This window comes from Streptomyces tauricus (assembly GCF_014650955.1).
GTDB classification, from domain to species: Bacteria; Actinomycetota; Actinomycetes; order Streptomycetales; family Streptomycetaceae; genus Streptomyces; species Streptomyces tauricus.
Genome location: NZ_BMVY01000004.1, coordinates 337,413 through 362,865, shown reverse-complemented (window position 1 = coordinate 362,865; position 25,453 = coordinate 337,413). Strand labels below are relative to the sequence as shown.

The following is a 25,453-nucleotide window of genomic DNA, read 5'->3' as shown; positions in this document are numbered from 1 at the left end:
AATCCTCAAGGATGTAGTCGATCCGAGCACCCGGATGCTCCGGATCTACCGGCACATAGGCCCCGCCCGCCTTCAGCACGGCCAGCAACGCCACCACAAGGTCCACCGAACGCGGCAGACACACCGCCACCAACGACTCCGGCCCCACCCCACGACCGATCAGCCAACGCGCCAGCCGATTCGCCCGCGCGTCCAACTCCCCGTACGACAACGACCCACCGTCACCGACCACGGCCACCGCACCCGGCGCCTCCCGAACCCACCGGGACAGCGCCCCCACCACACCCGACTCCAACGACGGCTCCACCGTCGCGTTCACCGAGCCCAGCAACCAGTCCCGCTCGCCCTCACCGAGCACATCGACGTCCCCGACACACACACCCGGATCGGCGACCACCTGCTCCAGCACCCGCACGAACCGGTCCACGATCCCCACGGCGGTGTCCTGGTCGAACAGTTCCGTCGGGTACTCCAGCTGCCCGTGGGCGCGCCCGGACACGTCCCGGGCGAGGTTGAAGTACAGGTCGAACCTCGCGGTGGCGGTACTGGCCGGGACGGGAGCGACCGTCAGGCCCGGCAGGCCGAGGTCGGCCTGATCGATGTTCTGCCAGGCGAGCATCACCTGGAACAGCGGGTGGTGCGCTGTCGAGCGCTCCGGGTTGAGCAACTCCACCAGGCTCTCGAACGGGGCGTCCTGGTGGTCGTACGCGGACAGCGCCTTGTCCCGGACCCGGTCCAGCAGGTCCGCGAACGCGGGGCGGCCCGACAGGTCGGCGCGCAGCACCCAGGTGTTGGCGAAGAACCCGATCAGCGGGTCGAGCGCGGTGTCGGTGCGGCCCGCGATCGGGGAGCCGATGGGGATGTCGTCCCCGGCGCCCAGCCGGTGCAACAGCACGGCGAGTGCCGCCTGCATCACCATGGAGGTCGTCGCCTCCCGCTCGCGGGCCAGCGCCTCGACCGCCGTCACGAACTCCGCGTCGAGGGTGAAGCCGAGTTGGTCACCGCGGTGGTCCGCGGCCGCGGGACGCGGCCGGTCGGTCGGCAGGTGCAGTGGCTGGGGGATCCCCGCCAACTCCGTCTTCCAGTAGGCGGACTGACGCGCCAGTGCGCTGTGGGGGTCGTCGGCGTCGCCGAGCAACTGGTGCTGCCACAGCGTGTAGTCGGCGTACTGCACGGGCAGCGGCGGAAGTTGGGGCGTACGGCCCGCGTGCCGTGCGGTGTAGGCGGCGGAGAACTCGCGCAGCAGCGGTCCCATGGACTGGCCGTCGCCGGCGATGTGGTGCAGCACCAGGCACAGGGTGTGATCCGTGGGCCCGTGGCGCAGCAGCCGGGCATGCAGCGGTATGTCGGCGGCGAGGTCGAAGGTCCGCCGGGCCGTCTCGTCGACGGCTGCCGCGGCCTGGGCCGCACCGACCATGACGACGGGCAGGTCCAGGTGGGTCTCCTCGGCGGGGAGGACCACTTGGTGCGGTGTGCCGTCGGCGTCCTCCGCGATCACCGTACGCAGGCTCTCGTGGCGCGCCACGACGTCCCGGAGTGCGGCGGTCAGTGCGGGCACGTCCAGTTCGCCGGTGAGGCGCAGGGTCAGCGGGATGTTGTACGTCGCCGAGGGGCCCTCGAAGCGGTCGATGAACCAGAGTCGGCGCTGGGCGTACGACAACGGCACCTGGCCGGGGCGGTCCGGCCGCTGCCGCAGCGGCGGGCGGACGTCGGTGTCCGTCGCGAGTTCCCGGGCCAGCTCGGCGACCGTGGGGGCGTCGAACACCGCGCGGATCGGCAGTTCCACGCCGAGTTCCAGGCGGATGCTGCCGATGAGCCGGGTGGCGAGCAGCGAATGCCCGCCGAGGGTGAAGAAGTTGTCGTCGACGCCGACCCGGTCCACGCCCAGGACCTGTGCGAAGAGGTCCGCCAGGGCCCTCTCGTGGGGCGTCCGCGGCGGGCGGTAGGCCTCGCTGTCGGGCCGTGGGGCGGGCAGGGCCGCGTGGTCCAGTTTGCCGTTGGGGGCCAGCGGCAGCTGACCGAGGACGACGAAGGCCGACGGGACCATGAACTCGGGCAGCCGTGCCGCCGCGAAGGCGCGCAGAGCCGGTACGTCGACGGTGTCGGCCGCCACCACGTACCCGACGAGTTGGCTGCTCCCGGCCAGGTCACGGGCGACGACCACCGCCTGGGCGATGTCGGGGTGCGCGCTGAGGGCGGCTTCGACCTCGCCGGGTTCGACGCGGAAGCCGCGGACCTTGATCTGGGTGTCGGTGCGGCCCGCGTAGTGCAGCTGCCCGTCGGGGGTCCAGCGGGCGAGGTCGCCGGTGCGGTACATGCGGGTGCCGGGTGGTCCGTAGGGGTCGGCGACGAACCGCTCGGCGGTCAGGGCCGGGCGGTGGTGGTAGCCGCGGGCGAGGTGCCCGGCGACGTACAACTCGCCCACCACGCCGACCGGCGCCGGGAGGAGACCGTGGCCCAGCACGTAGGCACGCATGTTGGGCAGCGGAGTGCCGATCGCCGTGCTGCCCCCGCCCGTGGCGGTGTCGTCGGTGCCGTGGGTGGTGTCGGTGGTGAAGGTGGTGGCGTAGAAGGACTCCGTCTGGCCGTACGCGTTGACGATCCGGGCCTCGGGGAATGCCTCACGGGTGCGCCGTACGAGCGTGTCGGGCAGCGCCTCGCCCGCGAAGACCACGCTCTCCACGGATGTCCTGCCGGCGATCTGGTCGAGGAGTTCGGCGAACGCGGAGGGCACGGTGCTGATGACACCGCCGTGCCAGGTGTCGCGTTCGGCCAGCTCCAGGACGTCCTGGGCGAGATCGAGGACGCCGCCTCGGCACAGGGTGGTGAAGGTCTCGAAGACGGAGACGTCGAAGTTGACGGAGGTCGCGGCCAGCACGCGGGAGCCCGCCGTGATGCCGGTGCGGTCGGCGAGGTGCCGGATGCCGTTGACGACGGCCGTGTGGTCCAGCAGGACGCCCTTGGGGGTGCCGGTGGAGCCCGAGGTGTACATCACGTACGCCAGGGCCCCCGGACCCGGACGGCGGCCCTCGGCGGGGCCGGCCGTCGGCTGTTCCGCGAGGTCGGCGGTGTCGAGGTGCAGGACGGGCACATCGGTGGCGGGCAGCACGTCCGCCGTCGCCGTGTCGGTGAGGACCAGGGCGGGTGCGGCGTCGCTCAGGATGAAGCCCAGCCGTTCGCCGGGGTACGTGGGGTCGATGGGCAGATAGGCGGCGCCCGCCTTGAAGACGGCCAGCAGGGCGGCGACCAGGTCGGGGGTGCGGGGCAGGGCCACGGCCACCACGGTCTCCGGTCCCGCACCGCGGGCGATCAGCTCCCGGGCGAGGCGCTCGGCCCGGGCGTCGAGCTCCGCGTACGTGGCCGAAGTGCCGTCGTGCAGCACTGCCGGCGCTTCCGGGGTCGCCGCCGCCTGCCGTTCGAAGAGGTCCGCCACGGTTGCCTCGGGCACCGGGGCGACGGTCGCCGCGCCGCTCAACGTACCGAGCAGCAGCGCGCGTTCGCCGGGTTCCAGGATGTCGACCGAGCCGGCCGGCCGCTCCGGGTCGGCCGCGATCCCCCGCAGTACTCGCAGGAAGCGGTCCGCGATCGTGTGCACGGCGGACGGTTCGAGGAGGGCGTGCTGGTGGTGGAGGGAGAGCCGCAGGTGCGGGGCGGCCTCCGCCATGACGGTCAGGGGGTAGTGGGTGCCGGTGACCGGGCGGATGCCGGTGACCTCGATGCCCGCGGCGTTGTGCGCCGCCGCGATCCCGGCCCGGTCCACGGGGTACGACTCGAAGACCACCAGGGTGTCGAAGAGCGCCGGCAGACCGAGGGCCTGGTGCAGCTCCGTCAGTCCCTGGTGGTGGTGATCGAGCAGCGTGGCCTGCCGCTCCTGGAGGGAGGTCAGGACCTGTGCGAGAGGTGCACCGGGGGTGCAGTGGACCCGCACGGGAAGGGTGTTGATGAACATGCCGAGCATCGCCTCGGAGCCCGGCACCTGCGGCGGGCGGCCCGACACGGTGGCGCCGAACACGACGTCCTGACGGCCCGTCAACTGACCGAGCAGGAGCCCCCACGCCCCCTGCACGAGCGTGTTGACGGTGACACCCAGCTCGGCGGCCCGCCGGGCCAGCTCCTTGGCCTCGGCCGGGGACAGGCCGACCTCGACCTGCCCGACACCCGTACGGTCGGCCCGGTGCAGGCCGCCGGGGCCGGACACCGCGTGCGGCAGCAGAAGCGTCGGCTCACTGACACCGTCCAGCTCCGTCGCCCAGGCGCGGGCGGTCGCTTCCTTGTCCTGCCGGTCGAGCCAGCGCAGAAAGTCCCGGAACGGGCGGACCCGGGGCAGCGCCGACGGGTCGCCCCCGGAGGCGTACAGGAAGAGCAGTTCCTGGAGCAGCAGCGGCAGCGACCAGCCGTCGAACAGGACATGACTGGCTGTCAGGACCAGGTCGGAGCGCAGCTCGCCCGTGCGGAGCAGGGACATCCGCAGCAGCGGTGGGGTGCCGGGTGCGAAGGCGGTGGCGTGGTCGTCGGCGAGGAAGGCGGCCACGGCCTCGTCGCGCTCCTGGTCGGGCAGTGCGCCGAAGTCGCGTTCCTGCCAGGGGAGTTCGACGCCCTCGGAAGCGATGACCTGGACGCGCTCGCCCGTGGTGCCGGTCGTGAAGGCGGCGCGCAGGTTCGCGTGCCGGTCCAGCAGGGCCTGCCCGGCGGCGCGCATCCGGTCCGTGTCGACGTGCCCGGAGATGTGGAGCGTCATCTGCATCAGGTACGGGTCCCAGGCGTCACCGCTGAGCTCCGTGTGGAACAGCAGACCCGACTGCAGGGCGGTCAGCGGCCAGACGTCCTCCAGGCCGGGGTAGCGGCGCTCCCATGTGTCGATGTCCGCCTGTGTCGCCGCCACCAGCGGCAGATCCGACGGGGTGAGCCCGCCCGCGTCCGCGTGGTCCGCGTGCCGGGCCAGGGCCTCCAGCGCGGCCCGCCACAGTGCGGCGAGTTCGGCGACCTCGGCCTGACCGAGCACTCCGGGCGGGTAGGCGAAGTCGGTCTCCAGGCGGGCGCCGCCGTCGGCGGTGCCGAGGACGGCCGCGTTGATCTCCAGGGTGGACATGGCGGGGGTGTCCAGGGTGCGCGGCGCGGTCAGGTCGCCGACCGGGGTGAAGCCCAGGCCGCGCAGGTCCTCGGGCATGTCGGCGCCGGAGAACCGGCCCAGGTAGTTGAAGCCGATCTGTCCCGCGGGGTAACGGCTCAGTTCGGCCGCGGTCTCCGCGTTGAGGTGGCGCAGCAGGCCGAAGCCGAGCCCCTTGTCGGGCAGGGCGCGCAGCCGCTCCTTGACGTCCTTGACGAGCGCGCCCGCCGCCGGACCGCCCGTGAACGCCTGTCCCAGGTCGTGGCCTGCGACATCGAGCCGGACCGGGAACACGGTCGTGAACCAGCCGACCGTGCGCGAGAGGTCGGCGCCCGGCACCGCGCTCTCCTCACGGCCGTGCCCCTCCAGCATGACCAGCGTCGCGGACGCGTCCACGCCCCGGTCGTGGCGCCAGCGTGCGACCGCCATCGCCAGGGCGGTGAGCAGCGCGTCGTTCACGCCGCCGCCGTACGCGGCCGGGAGTCTGGTGAGCAGCGCCTCGGTCGCCTCGGCGGACAGCCCGATCCGCAGGTGTTCGAGCGTGGTGCGGGTGTCGACCTCGGGATCGAGGGCCCGGGCGCCCAGCAACGGATCGGGGCCGTCGAGTACCGAGCGCCACAGGGGCAGTTCGGCGAGCCGCTCGGCGGAGTGGGCCGCGCGGGTGAGGGCGCGTGCCCAGCTGCCCGGTGCGGTACCCGAGCCGGGCAGGTGCGGGGTGCGGCCCTCGCGCACGTGTGCCCAGGCCGCGGCCAGGTCCGGCAGCAGCACGCGCCAGGACACGCCGTCGACGACCAGGTGGTGGAGGACGATGAGCAGCCGTCCTCGTGCGCCGGGGGCCGCGGTCCGTTCCGTGAGCGACGGGTCGAACCATACGAACCGGGCCATGACCCCGCCGCGCGGGTCGAGGCGGTCGGCCGCGGACTCCAGCTCGGCCGCGACCAGTTCCTTCCAGGCGGCCTCGTCGCCGGGGCCTTCCCATGGCGTACGGCGCACCAGCGCGGCCACGTCGAGGGCGGCCGGATCCCCGATGAGGAGAGCGGGCTGATCGCCACCGCCGTCGCCCGGGGCCGCGTCGCCCTCGGTGGCGAGGCGTGCCCGCAGCAGGGGGTGGTGCGCGCACACGGCGGCGAGCGTCGTGTGCAGGCCCGCCTCGTCGATGCTCTCGGGCAGCTCCACGTCCAGCGCCATCGCGAACCGCTCGTACCCGCCGCCCGCTTCGAGCAGGTGCCGCGCGATCGGCAGCAGCGGTACGACCGGGTCGTCACCGGTCTCCCCGTCGATCCCGGCGATCCCGTCGGCACTGCGGGTCCCGTCGGCCCCATGGGTTCCGTCGGTTCCGTCGGTCTCGGAGATCCAGGTCGCGGCCTCGGCGAGCGCTGCCACCGTCCGGTGTTCGAAGATCAGTTTCGGGGTGATCCCGACGTCCTTGGCCCGGGACCGCGAGACGACCTGGATCGAACGGATGCTGTCGCCGCCCGTCGCGAAGAAGTCGTCGTCGAGCCCCACCCGCTCCAGGCCCAGGACCTCGGCGAACACCGCGGCGAGCACCTTCTCCCGCCTGGTGCGCGGTGCCCGGTACGCGCCGCCCGCGAACTCCGGCTCCGGCAGCGCCGCCCGGTCCACCTTGCCGTTCGCGGTGAGCGGCAGCCGGTCGAGGACCACGATCGCCGCCGGCACCATGTAGTCAGGGAGCCGCCGCGCCACGGCGGTCCGCAGTTCCTTGGCGTCGATCTCGCCCAGCAGGTCGACCGAGCCCTCCCGCACCGTCCGGTCGGCGGGCACCACGTATCCGACGAGCTGCCTGCTCACGGCCGTGTCATGGGTGACGACCACCGCCTGGGCGACCTGGGGGTGCGCGGTGAGGGCGGCCTCGACCTCACCGGGTTCGATACGGAATCCGCGCACCTTCACCTGGGCGTCGGCGCGGCCCGCGTAGTGCAGCTGCCCGTCGGGGGTCCAGCGGGCGAGGTCACCGGTGCGGTACATCCGCTCGCCCGGGGGGCCGAACGGGTTCGCCACGAAGCGTTCGGCGGTGATGCCCGGGCGGCCGTGGTAGCCGCGGCCCAGGCACGTCCCGACCACGTAGAGCTCACCGACGACACCCTGGGGCACGGGGGCGAGGCCCGGGCCCAGCACGTAGGTGCGCATGTTTCCCAGCGGGGTGCCGATGGGCGCGGCCTCGCTCTCCGCCCAGTCCTCGGACGCGGCGAGGGAGAACGTGGTGGCGTAGAAACTCTCGCTCTGCCCGTAGGAGTTCACGACCTGCGCGTGGGGCAGGGCCTGCCGCACCTGGCGCACCAGCTGGGCCGGGAGCGCGTCGCCCGCCAGCACGACCGTGCGCACGTCGGTCGCCTTCTCCAGGTGACCGACCAGTTCGCCGAGCACCGAGGGGACCGCGCTGATCACATGGCCGTCCCAGCTGTCCCGCTCGGCGAGCACCAGCGCGTTCGGCACGACCTCGGCCGTGCCACCGGTGGACAGTGTGGTCAGCAGCTCGAAGACCGAGACGTCGAAGTTCACCGAGGTGCCGGCCAGCATCCGCCACCCGGGCGGCGCGTCCAGCACACGGGCCAGCTCCCGCACCCCGTTGACGAGGTTGCGGTGGGTGATCGCCGCGCCCTTCGGCTTGCCCGTGGAGCCGGAGGTGTACATCACGTACGCGAGGTTGTCCGGACGCAGCGGTGCCCGGCGGCCCGCGTCGTCCAGCGGACCCCGCCGCGCGTCCCACCGCGCGCGGTCGTCGACGTCGACGAGTGAGATGCCGTCCTTCGGCAGGTCCTGCCACGTCGCGGTGTCGGTGACCGCGAAGCGCGGAGCGGCTTCGGACAGCACGCCCGCGGCCCGCCCTCCGAGGTACTGCGGGTCCATCGGCAGGTACCCGGCACCGGACTTGAGGATGCCGAGCAGGCCGACCACCAGATCCTCCGTGCGCGGCAGCGCCAGCACCACCAGGTCTTCCGGCCCGGCACCTCGCCGGACCAGCTCCCACGCGAGGCCGTTCGCCCGGTCGTCGAGCTCCCGGTAGGTCAGTGTGCGGTCGTCGCACACGACCGCCGGGGCGTCGGGCGTCCTGGCCACCTGGCTTTCGAACAGCTCAGGGACCGTCAGCTCGGGCACCTGTACGGCGGTGTCGTTGAACCGGACGAGCAACCGCTCCCGTTCGTCGTCGTCGAGCACGTCGATGGCGCCGATCCTGCGCCCCGGGTCGGCCACGAGCCGGCCCAGCACGCGGACGAACCGGTTCGCGAGGCGCTCGGCCGTGTCCCTGTCGAACAGGTCGGTGGCGTACTCCAGCCGCACCCCCGCCCCGCCCGAGCCGTCCGGGACCATGTTGAAGAACAGGTCGAACTTGGCCGTGCCGGTCTCCAGCGTCTCGGACTCGACCTCGAGTCCGGGGAACCGGAGGTTCCCCATGGGCGCCGCCTCCTGCCAGGCGAGCATCACCTGGAAGAACGGGTGGTAGGCGAGGGAGCGGTCCGGGTTCAGCAGCTCGACCAGTCGCTCGAACGGCATGTCCTGGTTGTCGTACGCGGCCAGCGCCCGCTCCCGCACCCGCCGGAACAGTTCGCGGAAGGTCGGGTTCCCCGAGAGGTCGACGCGCAGCACCCAGGTGTTGACGAAGAACCCGACCAGGTCCTGCAGTTCCTCGTCGGTGCGGCCCGCGATCGGCGCGCCGATGGGTACGTCGTCACCGCAGCCGAGGTGGTGCAGGAGGACCGCCAGCGCCGAGTGCATGACCATGGACACCGTGGTGTCCTGTGCCGTGGCCAGTTTCTCCACGGCCCGGAGCAGTTCGGCCTCCACCGAGAACTCGACCAGACCGCCGCGGTGGCTCACCGCCCCCAGGCGCGGACGGTCCGTCGGCAGGGCCAGCGGCTGCGGCAGATCGGCCAGCGCCTCGCGCCAGTACTCCAGTTGCCCGGCCGCCAGGCTGTCCGGGTCGGACTCGTCACCGAGCACGTCCCGCTGCCACAGCGTGTAGTCCGCGTACTGCACCGGGAGCGGTTCCCACACCGGGGCCCCGCCCGCCCAGCGGGCCCCGTACGCCGCGGTGATGTCGCGGAGCAGCGGCCCGAGGGACTCCCCGTCCAGGGCGATGTGGTGCACCACCAGCACCAGGCTGTGGTCGCGCGGTCCGACCCGCACCAGCCTGGCGCGGATCGGCACGTCGACGGCCAGGTCGAACGACTCGGTGGCCGCCGCCTCGACCGCCGCCGCCCGCTCCTCCTCGTCCGCGGCGTCGACGACCGGCAGGACGAAGGACTTCTCCCCGGCTGTCAGCACCTGCTGGTGCGGGACGCCGTCGCCGTCCTCGACGATCACCGTGCGCAGCACCTCGTGCCTGACGATGACGTCGCGGAACGCCGACTCCAGTGCGTCCACGTTCAGTTCGCCGGTCAGCCGCAGGGCGAACGCGCCGTTGTAGGTCGGCGAAGGGCCTTCGAACCGGTCCACGAACCACAGCCGGCGCTGCGCGAACGACAACGGGATCATTGTGTCTCCAAATCGGCGGAACAACCAGGGAGCGAGCCGTCGCCCGGCCCTGTCGAGCAGGGCCGGGGATTCGGCGTCGTCGGCCTTTTCCGGACGCTATGGGGCGACCGCGTCCAGGGATTCGATGTACGAGGAAATCGATGCCACCGTCGCATTGCGGAACATCTGGTCCATCGGGACCTCGACGCCCAGCTCCTCGATGAAAGCACCCTGAATCCTGGCCATAATCACGGACTGGCCACCCAGGGCGAAGAAGTCGTCGTCGTCCGCTATTTCATCGCGCCGGAGTTCCCGGCACCAGATGGCGCGCACCCTGTCGGCAATCATGGAAGTCCTCCCGGTTGTCGTCGAGTTCCGTCGGCTATGCCGTCGCGCCGCTGTGGGCGTACTGGTTCCGGTACGCGTCGGCCAGCGCAGGGCGGTCCACTTTCCCGTGCGGGCTCAACGGAATCCGCGGGATGTTGATGAACCTGACCGGCACCATGTTCCGCGGCAGTGTTTCGAGGAGGCGGGTGCGTACGTCGTTCTCGGTGAGGTCCTCCCCCGCCGGGACGACGAACGCGATCAGCTCGGCCTCGCCGGAGTCCGTGTGCCCGATCACCACGGCGGCCTCCCGGACCCCGGCCAGCCTGCCGAGCGCGCGCTCGATGTCGGTGGGATCGATGCGCATGCCCCGCACCTTCACCTGCGCGTCCATCCGGCCGGCGACGACGAGTTCCCCGGCCGGGGTCACACGGCCGCGGTCGCCCGTGCGGTACAGCCTGCGCGGCACGCCGTCGACCATGACCGTCGTGAACCGCTCGGATTCGGGGCCTGTGCCGCCCAGGTAGCCCGCGCCGACGCTCGCCCCGGAGATGCAGACCTCGCCGTACTCGCCCTCCCCGACACCGTGCATCCGCTCGTCGAGGAGGTGGATGTCGGTGTTGTACGCCGGCCTGCCGACCGGTGCGATGTCGTGTTCGCCGGGCCGGTAGTCGGCCAGGTCGTACGAGGTCGCGACATCCGTGCACTCGGCGACGCCGTACTGGTGCAGGAGGGTGCACGTGTTGCCCTCGCGCCGAGCCCAGTCGAGGATCCGTTCGACCTTCAGCGGCTCCCCGCCGAAGAGCACGTAGTCCAGCCGGCTGAGCGCGTCGCCTCCCCGTGCGGTCTCCCAGTCCACCAGCAGGTACAGCGTGCTCGAAGCGCAGTGCACCGTGCGTATCCCGTGCTCGGACAGCATGCGGTAGGCCATCGCTGCGTCGAAGTTCCGGCTCGCCATCAGGTGTTGGGTGGCGCCGCAGAACAGCGGTGTCAGCAGGCTGCGCTGGGAGAGGTCGAAGCCGAACGCGCTGACGACCAGGTTGTGCGACCCGCGGTCCAGGCGGTACTCGAGGGCCAGCCAGTTCATCAGGTTGAACCAGCCCTCGTGCCGTACCGCGGTCAGCTTCGGCGTACCGGTCGACCCGGATGTGAAGACCGCGTAGCACACGTCGTCCCCGGTGACCGGGACGTCGGAATCGTTCGCCGGGAGACCTGCCAGGTGACCGGGCAGCCGCTCGACGGCGATGACCTCGACGGCCGCCGACTCGACCAGGCCGGCCGTCGCCCGCGAAGCCACGATCAGGGCGAGGCCGGGGATCTGTCCCAGCAGCAGTTGGAGCCTGGCCGCAGGGTAGGACGGGTCGAGCGGTACGTAGGCCGCGCCCGCCTTCAGCGTGCCGAGGATGACGACGACCATGTCGATCGAGTAGTCGAGGCAGACGCCGATCTTCGCGCCCCGGCCGTGTCCGCGCGCGGCGAGGAAGTGCGCGAACCGGTTCGCCCTCGCGTTCAGCTCCGCGTAGGTCACCCGCTCACCGGCGCAGAGGACGGCAACGGCGTCGGGGGTGGCTTTCGCGTGCGCCTCGAACCGCTGGTGGACGACGGGTGCCGATGGCAGGGCGACCCGCTTTCCCTGAAGGATCATCAAGTGACTCCGATATGGCAGGTGTCCGGTCGGGCGGGCCGCCGGCACGCGCCGCTAGGCGGTACTCCGGTCGGCGGCGTCGAGCACCTGGGTCACCCACGTGGCGACGGGCAGACCGTGCGCGGCAGCCGCTTTCGCGTAGGAGTCCAGTTGCCCGGGGGACAGCTCGATGGTGAGTGTGGTGTCTTTCCGCCGGCGGGCGTCGGCGTCCACCGGCCCGGCGTCCACCGGCCCGTGGTCCACCGGCTCGTTCGGCTGGGGCGTCTTTCGCTGGTCGTCGCCGCTGCCCGGGGGGAGGCCGGTCCGGTGGCCCTGCTCGGCCAGGCCGGCGCGGACCGCCCTGCGGAGTTCGTTGCGCGACCACTTCCGCTGCTCGGCCCTGTCCAGCCAGTGGTCCTGCTCCGGTGGCGACAGGCGGGTCACCTCGGCGTGGTGGGCGAAGCTGAGGCCGTCGCGCCTGCGGTGCTGCTCGAACCTCCGGGCGACCCACGCGTAGTTGCGCAAGGTCTGGTAGTCGAGCCCGGTCCTCTCGATCGCCTCCCGGTACCGCCGCAGCCCGTAGGTGGACTCCCCGAAGACCAGCCAGTCACCGAGCCACCACGCCGAGGAATTCGTGAGCTCGCGCAGGCTGGTCCCGATCCGCTCCCAGGACCGCTCCGGCAGGTTCCGGGGGAAGACCATCCCCGACTTCCGCACGTTTGCCTGGTTCCCCACGGAGGACAGCACCAGATCGCGCTGTCCCGGCGCCCCGCCCGTGCCCGTCGGCCGCGCCGTGTACCCGTTCGCGGTTGTCACAGGACCGCCCCTCACAGCCTTCATCTCCCCACCAGCGTCTCCACCTGGGCGTGAACCGGTCGTCGGCCGAGCACCCGGGCGGCGTTCAGCTCTCCGCCATGGCCTCTCGCAGGCTCCTCGGACGCATGTCGGTCCAGTTCCGCTCGACGTGGTCCAGGCACTCGGCCCTGCCGGCCTCGCCGAAGACCACCCGCCAGCCCGCGGGCACCTCGGCGAACACCGGCCACAGGGAGTGCTGCTCCTCGTCGTTGACCACGACAAAGAAGCGGCCGTCCTCGTCGTCGAAGGGGTTCGTACTCACTGCCACCGTCCTTAACCGTCACGGGAGATGACTCGGGGGGTAATTACCGGGGCCGACGCGGGTTCGCGGATCGGCGCCGTCCTGTCGACAGGACACCCGTCCTCCGCGGTCACCCTGGAATGCCGACGCCACGCTAGGACTCGACCACCGGGCGCCACAAGGGCGGCAGAATTACTGGACAAGGGCCGCGGAATTACGGTGCGCCCGCCCGTCCGCCGGGACCTGTACCCCGCTGAGGTTCTGTGCCACCATGACCGAGCATTGGCCCGTGGACGGGCCCGACGGGCCTATGGACAGGCCCCCTTGAATTCGACTTCGGCGGATCTCCGCCAATGCCCTGATCGCCAATGCCCTGATCTCCCGAGCGGAGAAAAGACGGAAAAGCTCCACCCCAGCCGAACACTGCCACGCGGCGGCGACCGCGACGGTGCCGCATTGAGGGAAAAGGAATTCCTGATGGACGCATCGCATCTTCGGCGACGTCCCGGCCGTGGACATCAGGAGCCCGCCACGCACGTCGGCCGGCCGTTCGGCGCGGAGCGGCGCGCGTTGGGCTTCGGGACCGAATTCGGCCGCCCGGCCCGCGGGGACCGGGGCGGCCGGCGACAGAAAGCTCATCGACGAACCTGCGACTGGTGATCAATGGTCTTGACGTCAGAATCCGAGTACGCGACAGGTCCAGACGACGACACACGACGGTTGCTGTTGCGCCACATGCTGGTGGCCCGAGCCGTCGACGAGGAGGCCCATCGGCTCCAGAAGCAGGGTGCGCTCGACCTCTGGCCGTCCTGCCAGGGGCAGGAGGCCGCGCAGGTGGGCTCCGCGCTCGCGGTGGGCCCGGCCCCGGCCGTCTTCCCCAGTTACCGCGAGCACGCGGTCGCGCTCCTGCGGGGCGTGGCACCGGACGAGTTGTTCGCGCAGTGGGCCGGCCGCACGTTCTGCGGCTGGGACCCGCGCCGGCTGCGGTTCTTCCCGTACACGCTGGTCCTGGCCGCGCAGACGCTGCACGGCGTCGGTTACTCGATCGGGCAGCGGCTGCAGGGCCTTGAGGACTTCGTCGTCGTGTACGTGGGCGACGGCGCCACCAGCGAGGGCGACATGTCGGAGGCGATGAACCTCGCGGCCGTCGAGTCGGCGTCCGTACTGTTCGTCTGCCAGAACAACGGCTGGGCCATCTCGAAACCGGCCGAGGAGCAGATGCGTACCTCGGTGGCCGTGCGCGCCCGGGGTTTCGGGATCGAGTCCGTGCGGGTCGCGGGCCAGGACCCGGAAACCGTCTTCTCGGCCTGCTCCCGGGCCGCCGCCCACATCCGCGAGGAGCGGGCGCCCTATCTCGTCGAGATCCAGGTGGGGCGCATCCAGGGGCACACGACCTCCGACGCCCAGGAGGTGTACCGCAGCCGCGACGACCTCACGAAGACCAGGGCCGCGGACCCGGTGATCGCCTACGCGGCCCGGCTCAGCGACCTGGGCGTGGTGGACGCCGCGTGGCTCGACGCCGTCGACACGGAAGTGCGGGAGCTGTGCGAGCGGTTGCAGAAGGAGTACGCGTGATGAGCCCCGTACGATCCGCCGGCCTGGCCGAGTCGATCAACGCGACCCTCGCCGACCTGCTCGAACAGGATCCGAGACTGCTGCTCCTAGGCGAGGACATCGGGCGCCTGGGCGGCGTGTTCCGGGTGACCCGGGGCCTGCGGGAACGCTTCGGCGAGGACCGGGTGCGCGACTCGCTGCTGGCCGAGTCCACGATCGTCGGTCAGGCCGTCGGCATGGCGATGAGCGGCCTCGTGCCGGTCTGCGAGATCCAGTTCGACGGGTTCACCTATCCCGCGGTCAACCAGTTGGTGACCCAGGCGGCCCGGATCGGCGGCCGGTGGAACGGGCAGGTCAGCCCGAGCCTGGTGGTGCGGATCCCGACGGGCGGCGGGTTCCGGGGCGTCGAACACCACAGCGAGTCCAACGAGGCGCTCTTCGCCCGCTACCCGAACATCTCGGTGGCCTGTCCCTCCACGGGCGAGGACGCCGAGCAGATCCTGCGGTACGCGGTGACGCTCGGTTCGCCCGTGGTGATGTACGAGCCGATCCGCCTGTACTGGCAGCGGAACCTGCCCGCCCGGGACCCCGGGCCGGCGCGGACGCCGACGGCGGCCCGGATCGTGCGGCGTGGCACGGACCTGACGATCGCCACGTTCGGCGCGGTCACCCACGAGGTGCTGGAGGCGGCGCACGCGCTCAGCCCCGATGTCGACGTCGAGGTGGTGGACCTGCGCTGGGTGGCCCCGCTCGACATGGACACGGTCCTTGAGTCCGTCGCCCGCACCGGGCGGCTGCTGATCGTGCACGAGGCGTCGAAGGACGTCGGCATCGGTGCCGAGATCGCCGCGTCGGTGGCCGAGCACGGCTTCGGCTCGCTGCGGGGCCCGGTCCGCCGGCTGGCGCCCGACCGCCGCGTCTATCCCCCGGCGGACTTCGAGAAGGACTACCTGACCGTCGGTGTGCAGGAGATCAAGGATGAGGTGCTGGTGATGACGGAGTGAGCGACTCTCCCGTGGACATGCACGTTCCCGGCTTCGGACACGGCCTCGACGAGGCCCTGCTGATCGAGTGGGCCGCCGGCGTCGGCGACCGGGTCGAGCGGGGCGACGTCGTCGCGGTCGTCGAGACCGACAAGGCCAGCACGGAGATCGTGGCGGAGCGCGACGGACGGGTCACGACCCACGCCGCGGCGGTCGGCACGATCCTCAGGTCCGGTGACGTGCTGTACCAGTTGGCGGCCGACTAGGCGGCTTCCCACGCTCCGAGACCCATCGATCCAGTCACCTGAACGGAGACAACGACCATGAGCGACCTGGAAAGCCGTATCGCGGACACCATGCTGGCCAAACTGCGCGAGCGCGACCCGTCGTTGGGCCCCGACGACCTCGCCCGGCCGGTGGCCGACCTCGACCTCGACTCCCTCGACCTGGTCGAGCTGCACCAGCAGCTGGAGCGCGAACTCCAGGTCAAGGGCGACCTGAAGGAGACCGCGGGCTTCGCGTTCCTGGAGGACTTCAGCACTTATTTCGTGAAGCTGGCGAGCCGGGGATGAGCGCGGGCATCGTCGATATCGCCACCGCGAAGCCGGGCCGGACCATCGGCAACGACCACTTCGCGCCGATCGGTCTCACGGACGAGTGGATCCGGCGCCGCAGCGGCATCGCGACCCGTTCCTGGCTGCCGGACGAGACACCGCTCGCGGAGGTGGCGGCCGAGGCCTGCGCGCCGGTCGTGACCAGGATGGCCGACCCCTCCTCGATCGGCGCCCTGGTCGTCGTCAGTACCTCGGTGCGGCAGCGCGTCCCGGGTATCGCGCAGAAGGTGGCACAACTCGTCGGCCTCGGGCCCTCGGTGCTGGCCTTCGACATGAACGCGGCCTGCTGCGGGTTCGTCTACGGGCTGGTCACCGGGCTCTCGCTCTGCGACGCCGGACAGGCCCGGTCGGTCCTGGTGTGCTCGGTGGAGGCCATGTCCCGGCTGGTGGACCGCACGGACCGGCAGACGGCCTGTATCTTCGCCGACGGCTCCGCGGCGGTCCTGCTCCAGGACCGCGCCGAGTTCGAGGGCTCCCGCCATACCGCCGGCTGCGACGGCTCCCAGGAGGGGCTCATGCGCGAGACCGACGCGGGCGGCATCCATCTCGACGGGATGCAGGTGTACGACCGCGCTGTGCGCCGGATGTCGGAGTCGGCGCAGTATCTCTTCGACCACGGCCCCGCGCCGACCGTCCTGGTCGGCCACCAGGCGAACGGCCGCATCCTGGAGCAGGTCGGCAGCTTCAACGCCCATCTCGGCGTGCCCTTCGTGAACCGGATCGAGAACTCCGGGAACACGTCGTCCGCCTCGATCCCGCTGGCGTTCGCCGGGGAACTGGACGCCGGTTCCCTCCCCGCCGCGGGCCGGCTCGGTGCCGTGGCCTACGGCGCCGGAGAGGCGTGGGGCGGTGTCGCGGTGGACTATCGGCTGCCGGCCGCCCCGACCCCCTGACCACCCAGAACCCCGTATCCCGAACCCGGAACGCGGAATCCGGAACGCGGAAACCCGGAAACGTACTCGCTCACAGGAGGTTGTCATCTACTCGCCAGAAGCCTGGGTCCTGCGCTCCGGTGCGATGACCGGCCCGCACGACGGCAGCCCCGGTGGCGCGCTGCGACGCGATCGGTTCACCTTCGGCCCGCTGGAGGAGGGTGAGGCGCTGGTGGAGCCGATCCTCGGCTCCTGGGAGGCCAACATGGACCACGCGCTGACCCGTTCACCCATCGACGTGTGCAGCAGCCGCGGCGAGGACGCGGTGGTCCTCGGCAACCTGGGTGTGGTCCGCGTGCTCAAGGTGAACGCGGGCAGCCGGGACGTCCGGGTCCGGGAAGGGGACCTGTGCCTGCTCCTGCCGTTCGGCAAGATCGACCGCTTCGGCTACGCCGAACTCGCCTACGCCTACGACGCCCCCGGCACCATCGGCCTGCTGACGAAGCGGACGAAGCTGGACGCGCGGCTGCTCCTGCCGGTCCCGGACGGCACGGCGTACTCACTGCCCCAGTGGACCACGTACGGGCGGTACTTCACCGCGTGGGACAACTGGCAGAAGGCGTACGGGTGCTGGCGGACACAGGTCGCCGACGACGATCCGGCGAACCACCTGGTGTTCGGGTGGGGCGGCGGCGTGGCCTTCGCCGAGCTGAAGCTGGCCCAACGGGCCGGGTTCCGGGTGGCGATGACGGCGGGCTCGGACGAACGTGTCGCCTTCCTGCGGGAGAACGGGATCACCGCGGTGGACCGCCGCCAGTTCCCCGACCTCTCGCTGCCCACCCGGCGGGAACGGACGGACCGGGACCGGTCCCAGCGGCGCCGGAAGTCGGCCGAGGCCTTCCTGACCCTCGTCAACGACCTCAGCGACGGCCACGGGGCGGCGATCTTCGTGGACAACATCGGCGAGCCCCTGTACGACATCACCCTGACGGCCCTGGCCCGCGAGGGGGTCGTCACCACGTGCGGCTGGAAGGCGGGAATGCGCGTGTCGCATCTGCGGGGAGCCGAGTCGATCAGCCGGCACCTGCATGTGAACACGCATGTGTGGCGGCTGCCCGACTCACGGGGCATCCGGGACTTCATGGAGGCCGAGGGCTGGGTGGCTCCGAAGGGGTCGGACGTCGTCTACAACTTCGACCGGGTGCCGGAGCTGGCCGACGACTACGCGAACGGCAGGATCGGATCGTACTTCCCCATGTACCGCGTGAACCCGCTCTGACCGGCCCGAACGGGCAGTCACGGCGCCGTCAACGGAGCTGCGCGGCGAACACCGCGTAGGCCCCCTCGTCGAGGAGGACGAACCTGACCTCCTCGGCCTCCGTCTCCGTCGCCCGCACCGTCTCCACCGCGACACGCGCGGCGTCCTCCATCGGCCAGCCGTAGATGCCCGCGGAGACGGCCGGGAAGGCGACCGTGCGCGCGCCCAGTTCGTCGGCGACCCGCAGGGATTCCCGGTAGCAGGAGATCAGCAGGTCGGACCGGTCCTCGCTGCCGCTGTACACCGGTCCGACCGTGTGGATCACCCATCGCGCGTCCAGCCTGCCGGCGGTGGTGGCGACGGCCTGGCCGGTGCGCAAACCCTTGCCGTAGTGGGAGGCGCGCAGCTTTCGGCATTCGTCGAGGATCTCGGGGCCGCCGCGCCGGTGGATCGCGCCGTCGACGCCTCCGCCGCCCAGCAGGGAGGAGTTCGCGGCGTTCACGATGGCGTCCACGCTCTGCTGGGTGATGTCGCCCCGGACGAGTTCGATACGGGTCATGCCTGGCGCAACCTCTTCCATACGGCCTTCGCCGCGTTGTGCCCCGACATGCCGTGCACCCCGGGGCCCGGCGGAGTCGCCGAGGAGCAGATGAACACCGCCGGGTGCGGCGTGGTGTACGGGAACGCCGTCAGCTTGGGGCGCAGCAGCAACTGCAGGCCGGAGGCCGCGCCGCAGCCGATGTCGCCGCCCACGTAGTTGGCGTTGCGGGCGGCGAGTTCGGGCGGGCCCGCCGTGGCACGGGCGAGGACGCGGTCGCGGAAGCCGGGCGCGAACCGCTCCAGCTGGCGCTCGATCGTGTCGGTGAGGTCTCCGGTCCAGCCGCTCGGCACATGCGCGTAGGCCCAGAAGACCTGCTTTCCGGCCGGTGCACGGGACGGGTCGACGACGCTGGGCTGCACGGTGATCAGGAACGGCGCGTCGGGGGCCCGCCCCTCCCGGGAGGCCGCGCGCAGGGCGGTCCCGATCTCCTTGCGGTCCGCCCCGACCTGCACCGTGCCGGCCGTGCGGGCCTCCTTCGCGGTCCACGGCACCGGTCCGTCGAGCGCGTAGTCGATCTTGAAGACGCCCGCCCCGTACCGGTAGCGCTCGTAGTAGCGGCCGAAGCCCGCGATCCGGCTCAGCGCGGTGGGCGAGGTGTCGAAGACGTACGCGCGCGCGGGCGGCAGGTCGTCGAGGCGCTTGACCTCGTAGTCCGTGTGGACGGTGCCGCCCAGGTCCTTGAGGTACGCGGTCAGCGCGTCGGAGATCGACTGCGAGCCGCCACGGGCGACGGGCCAGCCCCTGGCGTGCGCGGCCAGCGCGAAGACGAGACCGACGGCGCCGGTGGCGGGCCCGCCCAGCGGCGACATGACATGGGCGACGAGCCCCGCGAACAGCGCCTTGGCCCGCTCGTCACGGAACCGGCGCATCAGCCAGGTCGACGGCGGCAGCCCGACCAGACCGAAGCGCGCGAGCGTGACCGGGTCCCGGGGCAGCGCGCTGAGCGGCAGGGACATGAAGTCCTGTACGAGGGTGTCCCATCGGTGGGTGAAGGGCTCCACGAGCCTGCGGTACGTGCCCGCGTCACGCGGTCCGAACGAGGCGGCCGTCTCCGCCACCGACCGGGACAGCACGGCCGCCGTGCCGTCCAGGAAGGGGTGTGCCATGGGCAGTTCGGGCTGCAGCCACTCCAGTCCGTACCGGTCCAGGGGCATCGCGCGGAAGGCGGGTGAGTTGACGCCCAGGGGGTGCGCGGCCGAGCACGGGTCGTGCCGGAAGCCGGGCAGGGTCAGCTCCTCGGTGCGGGCACCTCCCCCGACGGTGTCGCGCGCCTCGAAGACGGCCACGGAGAAGCCGCGGCGGGCCAGCTCCACGGCAGCCGTCAGTCCGTTCGGCCCTGCACCCACCACGACGGCATCGAGCATCGACGGCACCTTCGGACTCCTTTGTCAGCCGATGGCCACTGAGGGTCAGGATATGCCGGGCCTTCGACAGCCCCCGTCCCAGCCCCTCGCCGGCTCGTCACCGGCTCCTCACCCGGCCCCGCTCAGGCGCCGCCCGACAGCAGTCCCAGCACCCGGCGGGCCGTGGCCGCGTCCCGCGCCGCCGTGAAGGGGAGCGTGTTGCCGCCGGTGATACGGAACGGCTCCCCCGCGAGTGTCAGATGCGCGCCGCCCGCCTCCTCTACGAGCAGGAGCCCCGCCGCGTGGTCCCAGGCGGCCTCCCAGCTGAAGGCGACGGCGTCCAACTCGCCACGGGCGACGGCGAGGTACTCCAGACCGGCGGAGCCGCAGGGGCGCGGGTTCACGCCCTCCGTGCGCAGGCCCAGGAGTGCCCGCTTCTGGTCGTCCGTCGTGTAGTCCGGGTGCGAGGTGGCGACTTCGAGGGCGCGGCCGAGGTCCGGCGCGCCCGCCAGGAGGGGTGCGCCGTCCAGCAGGGCGCCCCTGCCCCGTACGGCCGTGGCGAGTTGGTCGCGGACCGGGGCGTACGTCCAGGACGCCAGCACGACTCCGCGCTGGGCGAGCGCGACCAGCGTGCAGAAGCCGGGGTCGCCGTGGACGAACTGGCGGGTGCCGTCGACCGGGTCGACGATCCAGACCGGCACGTCGCCCTGCAGCGCCTCGTAGCTCGCCGGATTGGCGTGGACCGCTTCCTCGCCGACGACGACCGAGCCGGGCAGCAGCTTGCCGAGCACCTCGGTGAGGTATTCCTCGGCCTTGCGGTCGGCGTCCGTGACCAGGTCGTGCGGGCCGCTCTTCTCGTCTATCTCGTGCGCCGCGAGCTGCCGGAAGCGCGGCATGATCTCGGTGGCGGCCGCCTCGCGGACGGCCCGTTCGACGTCGGCGGTGCGGTGTGCGAGAAACTCGTCGATGGTTTCCATGTGTTCGATCATGTCTCCATGAGAGCATGCGCCACTGACAATCCCCACCCGGTGGGTGCATCACGGGTGGAATCGGCATGAACAACGTGCTCCGCGGCCGGCGGCTGCGGGGGTGCCCGGCGGCCGAGTCCTCTCAGCGGCCGACCGCGTACCCCTGCATCCCGCGCGGGTTCGCCGCCGCCGACAGGATCCCGGTGCGCGGATCCCGGGCGACCGCGCACAGCCGCCCCTCGGACCAGGCGTCGCCGACCTCGACGTCGTGGCCCCGGCGCCGCAGCTCCTCGACGACGTCGGGGTCGGTGCGGGACTCGACGGTCACGCTGCCGGGCCGCATCCCGCGCGGGTAGAAGGAGCCGGGGAAGCTGTCGTTGTGCCAGTTCGGGGCGTCGATCGCGCCCTGGAGGTCCAGGCCGCCACGCACCTCCGCGCGCAGGGCGACGGCCAGGAAGAAGTGCAGCTGCCACTGGTCCTGCTGGTCGCCGCCGGGCGTTCCGAAGGCCATGACGGGGACACCGTCCCGCAGCGCGAGCGACGGCGTGAGCGTCGTCCGCGGACGGCGGCCCGGGGTCAGGGAGTTGGGCAGTCCCTCGTCCAGCCAGGCCATCTGGAGCCGGGAGCCGAGCGGGAAGCCCAGCTCGGGCACGACCGGGTTGGACTGCAGCCAGCCGCCGCTGGGCGTGGCCGCGACCATGTTGCCCCAGCGGTCGACGATGTCGAGGTGGCAGGTGTCGCCCCGGGTGCCCCCGTCCGCCGAGACGTCCGGCTCGCCGGGCACGGGAGACGTCGGCGGCTCGGCCACGGTCGGTTCGCCCGCCCCTTCGGCTCCTCGCGCCACGGTCGGCTCTCCCGCGCCCGGCGCGGCGAGCGCGTCGAACCCGCCCTCTCCGGAGGCCACCACGCGCGCGTGCCCGCTGAGCAGCGGGGTACGGCCGCCGGGGCTCCCCGGCCGCAGCTCGTACGAGGCCTTCTCCCCGATCAGCGCCCGCCGCCCGGCGTTGTACCGCGGCGACAGCAGCTCCGGCAGCAGCTCCGCCGCAGGCACCTCGCCCGCGTCCCCGTACCAGGCCTCCCGGTCGGCCATCGCGAGCTTGCAGCCCTCGATCAGCAGGTGCGTGTACGCGGCGGAGCCGTACCGGGGCAGCTCGGGCGGCAGCAGGGCCAACTGCTGGAGGAACACCGGCCCCTGGCTCCAGGGCCCCGCCTTGCACAGGGTCCAGCCCCGCCAGTCGTAGGTGGCCGGAGCCTCGTAGGACGCGGACCAGGAGGCCAGGTCGGCCGCCGTGAGCGTGCCCGAGTGGCGTTCGCCGCTGGTGTCCCGCGTGGGCCGGGCCGCCTGCCGCACCAGCGCCTCGGCGATGAAGCCCTCGCGCCAGATCCGCCGCGCGGCCTCGATCTGCGCGACCCGGCGGTCGCCCTCCTGAACGGCCCCGTCCCCGGCGGACTCCGCGATCAGCCGCTTCCAGGTCGCCGCCAGCGCAGGGTTGCGGAACAGCTCGCCCGGCCGCGGGGGTTCGCCGCCCGGCAGATACACCTCGGCGGACGACGTCCACTCGGTCTCGAAGAGCTCCCGTACGGTCTCCACGGTCTGCCCGACGCGTTCCACGGGCGCGTGCCCGTCCTGCGCGTACCCGATGGCGTACTTCAGGACGTCCGCGAGGGATTTCGTGCCGTGGTCGCGCAGGAGCAGCATCCACGCGTCGAAGGCGCCCGGTACGGCCGCCGCGAGGGGTCCGGTGCCGGGCACGAGTTCCAGACCCAGTCCGCGGTAGTGGGCGACGGTGGCCCCGGCCGGTGCCACGCCCTGACCGCACAGGACCCGTACCTCGCCGCCCGCCGGGGCGAGGATGATCGGGACCTCGCCGGCGGGCCCGTTGAGGTGCGGCTCGACGACGTGCAGCACGAAACCCGCGGCGACGGCGGCGTCGTACGCGTTGCCGCCGTCCTCCAGCACGGCCATCGCCGACTGCGAGGCGAGCCAGTGCGTGGAGGACACCATTCCGAAGGTGCCCTGGAGCGTGGGGCGGGTCGTGAACACGGGGAACTCCTCACTGCGGGGCCGGGGCGTCCGGCGATGGTACGCAGGCCCGCCGCTAGCGGGCCGGCGCGGGCTGCCAGGCCGTCGTTCCCAGGATGTTCTCCGGACCGATGTCGAGCGGATACGGCGGCTTTACGGTCACGGTGTCGTCGCCCTTCTTCGGGGCGACCCGGAGATACACGCCGCTCGTGTTGTTCATCCGCCAGTACAGGGCCGCGTGCGCGCTCTCGCCGGGGGCGAGCGTGATGGGCCGGGGGCCGGGGTCCTCCGGCGCCATGGACACCTGGTCCGTGCCCTCGACGGTCCGCACGCCGGGGAACGGGTCGCCCGACGCGTCCAGGACGGTGACGGCCGGATAGCCGTTCAACTTGTACGGCTCGTCACCGCAGTTGGTGACGTCGAGGCCCATCGCGCGCAGTCCCATCGCCGCGTCGCCCTGATCGGCCGCGAAACGCAGACCCGACTTGGGACAGCTCTCTGCCTGCTGATCGAGAACGGTCGACGACGGCTCGGGGAGCGAGAGCGGGGACGAGCGCGAAGCCGCGGGCGCGGGCGTGAGTGCGGGCGCGGGCGTGGGCGGAACCGCTGCCAGGGACGGCGACGGCTTGGGTGTGCGTTCGGGGTTGCTCTCCCGGTCCAGTTCGGCGGAGAGCCCGCACCCGCTCGCCCCCAGCACCGGCGTCAGCACCAGCAGGCAGACGAGGGCGGCCCTGCGGAGGACCCTCGGGCTCCGGCTCCGGCTCCGGCTCGACCTCGGGCTCGGCTTCGGCCTCGGACGTATCGCGATCACCCGCCGATCATCACACGGGCGCCCGGCGGAAGCCCTCACTCCGCCTGACCGCGTGCCGTGACCAGCCCCGACTCGTAGGCGAACACCACCAGTTGGGCACGGTCGCGGGCGCCGAGCTTGGTCATCGCGCGGCTGATGTGGGTCTTGGCGGTGAAGGGACTGATGACCATGTGGGCGGCGATCTCCTCGTTGGTGAGGCCGCGGGCGGCGAGCGCGGTGACCTCGCGCTCCCGGCGGGTCAGGCACTCGAGACCGGGCGCCTTCGCCCGGTCCGGCGGCCGGGACACGAACTCGCCGATCAGCGTGCGGGTGACGGACGGCGACAGCAGCGCCTCGCCGCGGGTGACGACCTCGATGGCCTGGAGCAGGTCGGCGGGCTCGGTGTCCTTGAGCAGGAACCCGCTGGCCCCGGCCCGCAGCGCCTCGAAGACGTATTCGTCGAGGCCGTAGTTGGTCAGCATCACCACCCGCACACCGGACAGCCGTGGGTCGGCGGCGATGCGGCGGGTCGCCTCGATGCCCGTCATCACCGGCATCTGGACGTCGACGAGCGCGATGTCCGGCACCTGTTCGCGCACCAGCGCCACGCCCTGCTCGCCGTCGGCCGCCTCGCCGACCACCTCGATGTTCTCCTCGGCCTCCAGGAGGGCCCGGAACCCGGCCCGCATGAGCGCCTGGTCGTCGATGAGCGCGACCCGGATCACGCGTGCTCCAGCGGCAGACCGGCCCGTACCGAGAAGCCGCCCTCTTCACGCGGGGCGGCGCGCAGGGTGCCGCCGAGCGCCGTGACCCGTTCGCGCATACCGGTGAGCCCGATGCCCTCGGCGGGCGGACAGGACGGTTCGGCGGTTCCGTCGTCGTCGACGCGTATCGTCAACTCACCTTCTCCATAGTCGAGTTGCACGGCGATCTTGGCGGGGCCCGCGTGTCTGGCGGCGTTCGTGAGGGCTTCCTGGACGATGCGGTACGCGGCCCGGTCCACGGTCGCCGCCAGCGGGCGCTCGCGGCCCGTCACGGTCAGGTCGACGGTGAGGCCGGCCGCGCGGGCCCGCTCCACGAGCAGCGCGGGCGTGCCGGTCGGCTCGTCGGTGCGCAGGATGTCCAGCGTGGCGCGCAGTTCGCGCATGGCCTCCCCGCCGGCCTCCTGGATGGCGAGCAGGGCCGGGGATATCTCCTCGCCGCGCTTGCGCGCGAGATGCACGGCGACACCCGCCTGGAGCTTGACGATGGAGATGCTGTGGGTGAGGGAGTCGTGCAACTCCCTGGCTATGCGCAGGCGTTCCTCCCCGGCGCGGCGCAGGGCCGCCTCCTCGCGGGTGCGCTCGGCCTCCAGGGCGCGCTGTTCGGTCTGGCGGAGATAGGCCTGCCAGTTGCGGCCCGCGAGGCCGCTGACCACGGCGCACAGGAACCAGCCCGCGAGCAGGGCGGTCCGTTCGACGGTGCCGTGCGTGACCGGGCCCGCCGCGAGATACGCGCCGAGGAACACGGCACCCGCGGCCGCGCCCACGGCCCGGTGTCCCGCCTGCGCGGCGGTGTGGACGGCGGCCACCACGGGGAGGGCGGCCACCGGACCCGGCTGGGCGTGCAGCGCGTAGGCGCTCAGGGCCGCCGTGGTCACGGCGAGCACCACCCGGGGCGCTTTCCGGTACGCGGCCAGGGCGAGTGAGCCGGCCACGATCAGGGCGTGGTCGAGCGGCGTGGTGTCCTGGTCGAAGGCCGCCGCGGACACGGTGATCGCGCCGATCACGACGGCGAGTGCCGCGTCGGCGAGCCGCTTGAGGAGGGCCTGGTCCGCGCTCATG

Annotated in this window: 18 protein-coding genes; 6 read left to right on the top strand and 12 right to left on the bottom strand. The window is 72.2% G+C overall.

The window, feature by feature from the left end; translation table 11 throughout:
• The 5 genes from IE278_RS10460 to IE278_RS10440 form a co-directional block, all read right to left on the bottom strand.
• Positions 1 to 9,601: non-ribosomal peptide synthetase (locus IE278_RS10460; RefSeq protein WP_246570229.1), on the bottom strand; the 9,601-nt coding region annotated here is incomplete at its 3' end.
• A gap of 96 nt (positions 9,602 to 9,697) precedes the next feature.
• Entirely contained in the window at positions 9,698 to 9,928 is a 231-nt protein-coding gene (locus IE278_RS10455) for an acyl carrier protein (protein ID WP_189770985.1), read from the bottom strand.
• A 34-nt stretch (positions 9,929 to 9,962) separates the two neighbouring features.
• Positions 9,963 to 11,549, bottom strand: a complete 1,587-nt coding sequence (locus IE278_RS10450) for an amino acid adenylation domain-containing protein (RefSeq protein WP_189770984.1) — start codon at positions 11,547 to 11,549, stop codon at positions 9,963 to 9,965.
• 54 nt (positions 11,550 to 11,603) lie between these two features.
• On the bottom strand, positions 11,604 to 12,344 hold the full coding sequence (locus IE278_RS10445; RefSeq protein ID WP_281403143.1) for an LmbU family transcriptional regulator: 741 nt from the start codon (positions 12,342 to 12,344) through the stop codon (positions 11,604 to 11,606).
• Between the two features lie 85 nt (positions 12,345 to 12,429).
• Positions 12,430 to 12,645 (bottom strand): MbtH family protein, encoded by a 216-nt coding sequence (locus IE278_RS10440; RefSeq protein ID WP_189770983.1) that lies wholly within the window; start codon positions 12,643 to 12,645, stop codon positions 12,430 to 12,432.
• A gap of 648 nt (positions 12,646 to 13,293) precedes the next feature.
• On the opposite strand from IE278_RS10440, the gene IE278_RS10435 reads away from it, so the two are divergent.
• The 6 genes from IE278_RS10435 to IE278_RS10410 all read left to right on the top strand — a co-directional run bounded on the left by IE278_RS10435 (position 13,294) and on the right by IE278_RS10410 (position 17,926).
• Positions 13,294 to 14,199, top strand: coding sequence for a thiamine pyrophosphate-dependent dehydrogenase E1 component subunit alpha (locus tag IE278_RS10435; RefSeq protein WP_246570228.1), 906 nt, complete (start codon positions 13,294 to 13,296; stop codon positions 14,197 to 14,199).
• Positions 14,199 to 15,182, top strand: coding sequence for an alpha-ketoacid dehydrogenase subunit beta (locus tag IE278_RS10430; RefSeq protein ID WP_189770981.1), 984 nt, complete (start codon positions 14,199 to 14,201; stop codon positions 15,180 to 15,182). The genes IE278_RS10435 and IE278_RS10430 overlap by 1 nt, the downstream gene beginning before the upstream one ends.
• On the top strand, positions 15,179 to 15,427 hold the full coding sequence (locus tag IE278_RS10425; RefSeq protein ID WP_246570227.1) for a biotin/lipoyl-containing protein: 249 nt from the start codon (positions 15,179 to 15,181) through the stop codon (positions 15,425 to 15,427). Before IE278_RS10430 ends, IE278_RS10425 begins: the two co-directional genes overlap by 4 nt.
• Positions 15,428 to 15,484: 57 nt before the next feature.
• A complete protein-coding gene (locus tag IE278_RS10420; RefSeq protein WP_189770980.1) occupies positions 15,485 to 15,733 on the top strand; it encodes a phosphopantetheine-binding protein in 249 nt (82 codons plus the stop codon).
• Complete coding sequence (locus IE278_RS10415; protein WP_189770979.1) at positions 15,730 to 16,668, top strand: ketoacyl-ACP synthase III; 939 nt, start codon at positions 15,730 to 15,732, stop codon at positions 16,666 to 16,668. Before IE278_RS10420 ends, IE278_RS10415 begins: the two co-directional genes overlap by 4 nt.
• A gap of 124 nt (positions 16,669 to 16,792) precedes the next feature.
• Positions 16,793 to 17,926, top strand: coding sequence for an MDR/zinc-dependent alcohol dehydrogenase-like family protein (locus tag IE278_RS10410; protein ID WP_213089715.1), 1,134 nt, complete (start codon positions 16,793 to 16,795; stop codon positions 17,924 to 17,926).
• A gap of 28 nt (positions 17,927 to 17,954) precedes the next feature.
• Here IE278_RS10410 and IE278_RS10405 read toward each other — a convergent pair whose 3' ends face one another.
• The 7 genes from IE278_RS10405 to IE278_RS10375 form a co-directional block, all read right to left on the bottom strand.
• Entirely contained in the window at positions 17,955 to 18,464 is a 510-nt protein-coding gene (locus IE278_RS10405; RefSeq protein WP_189770978.1) for an O-acetyl-ADP-ribose deacetylase, read from the bottom strand.
• On the bottom strand, positions 18,461 to 19,870 hold the full coding sequence (locus tag IE278_RS10400) for a phytoene desaturase family protein (protein ID WP_189771020.1): 1,410 nt from the start codon (positions 19,868 to 19,870) through the stop codon (positions 18,461 to 18,463). Before IE278_RS10400 ends, IE278_RS10405 begins: the two co-directional genes overlap by 4 nt.
• A gap of 122 nt (positions 19,871 to 19,992) precedes the next feature.
• Positions 19,993 to 20,838 (bottom strand): inositol monophosphatase family protein, encoded by an 846-nt coding sequence (locus IE278_RS10395; RefSeq protein ID WP_189770977.1) that lies wholly within the window; start codon positions 20,836 to 20,838, stop codon positions 19,993 to 19,995.
• Positions 20,839 to 20,959: 121 nt separating this feature from the next.
• Positions 20,960 to 22,861, bottom strand: coding sequence for a gamma-glutamyltransferase family protein (locus tag IE278_RS10390; protein ID WP_246570226.1), 1,902 nt, complete (start codon positions 22,859 to 22,861; stop codon positions 20,960 to 20,962).
• Positions 22,862 to 22,916: 55 nt separating this feature from the next.
• Positions 22,917 to 23,651, bottom strand: a complete 735-nt coding sequence (locus IE278_RS10385; protein WP_189770976.1) for a DUF4232 domain-containing protein — start codon at positions 23,649 to 23,651, stop codon at positions 22,917 to 22,919.
• A gap of 35 nt (positions 23,652 to 23,686) precedes the next feature.
• On the bottom strand, positions 23,687 to 24,355 hold the full coding sequence (locus tag IE278_RS10380; RefSeq protein ID WP_189770975.1) for a response regulator: 669 nt from the start codon (positions 24,353 to 24,355) through the stop codon (positions 23,687 to 23,689).
• Positions 24,352 to 25,452, bottom strand: coding sequence for a sensor histidine kinase (locus IE278_RS10375; protein WP_189770973.1), 1,101 nt, complete (start codon positions 25,450 to 25,452; stop codon positions 24,352 to 24,354). The genes IE278_RS10380 and IE278_RS10375 overlap by 4 nt, the downstream gene beginning before the upstream one ends.
• Between the last annotated feature and the right edge of the window lies 1 nt (position 25,453).

Bases quoted from the DNA above. Each gene is read 5' to 3' on its own strand.
- IE278_RS10455 (WP_189770985.1), bottom strand. From the start codon at position 9,928: ATGATTGCCGACAGGGTGCGCGCCATCTGGTGCCGGGAACTCCGGCGC.
- IE278_RS10450 (WP_189770984.1), bottom strand. From the start codon at position 11,549: ATGATCCTTCAGGGAAAGCGGGTCGCCCTGCCATCGGCACCCGTCGTC.
- IE278_RS10430 (WP_189770981.1), top strand. From the start codon at position 14,199: ATGAGCCCCGTACGATCCGCCGGCCTGGCCGAGTCGATCAACGCGACC.
- IE278_RS10420 (WP_189770980.1), top strand. From the start codon at position 15,485: ATGAGCGACCTGGAAAGCCGTATCGCGGACACCATGCTGGCCAAACTG.
- IE278_RS10415 (WP_189770979.1), top strand. From the start codon at position 15,730: ATGAGCGCGGGCATCGTCGATATCGCCACCGCGAAGCCGGGCCGGACC.
- IE278_RS10410 (WP_213089715.1), top strand. From the start codon at position 16,793: ATGACCGGCCCGCACGACGGCAGCCCCGGTGGCGCGCTGCGACGCGAT.
- IE278_RS10405 (WP_189770978.1), bottom strand. From the start codon at position 18,464: ATGACCCGTATCGAACTCGTCCGGGGCGACATCACCCAGCAGAGCGTG.
- IE278_RS10400 (WP_189771020.1), bottom strand. From the start codon at position 19,870: ATGCTCGATGCCGTCGTGGTGGGTGCAGGGCCGAACGGACTGACGGCT.
- IE278_RS10395 (WP_189770977.1), bottom strand. From the start codon at position 20,838: ATGATCGAACACATGGAAACCATCGACGAGTTTCTCGCACACCGCACC.
- IE278_RS10375 (WP_189770973.1), bottom strand. From the start codon at position 25,452: ATGAGCGCGGACCAGGCCCTCCTCAAGCGGCTCGCCGACGCGGCACTC.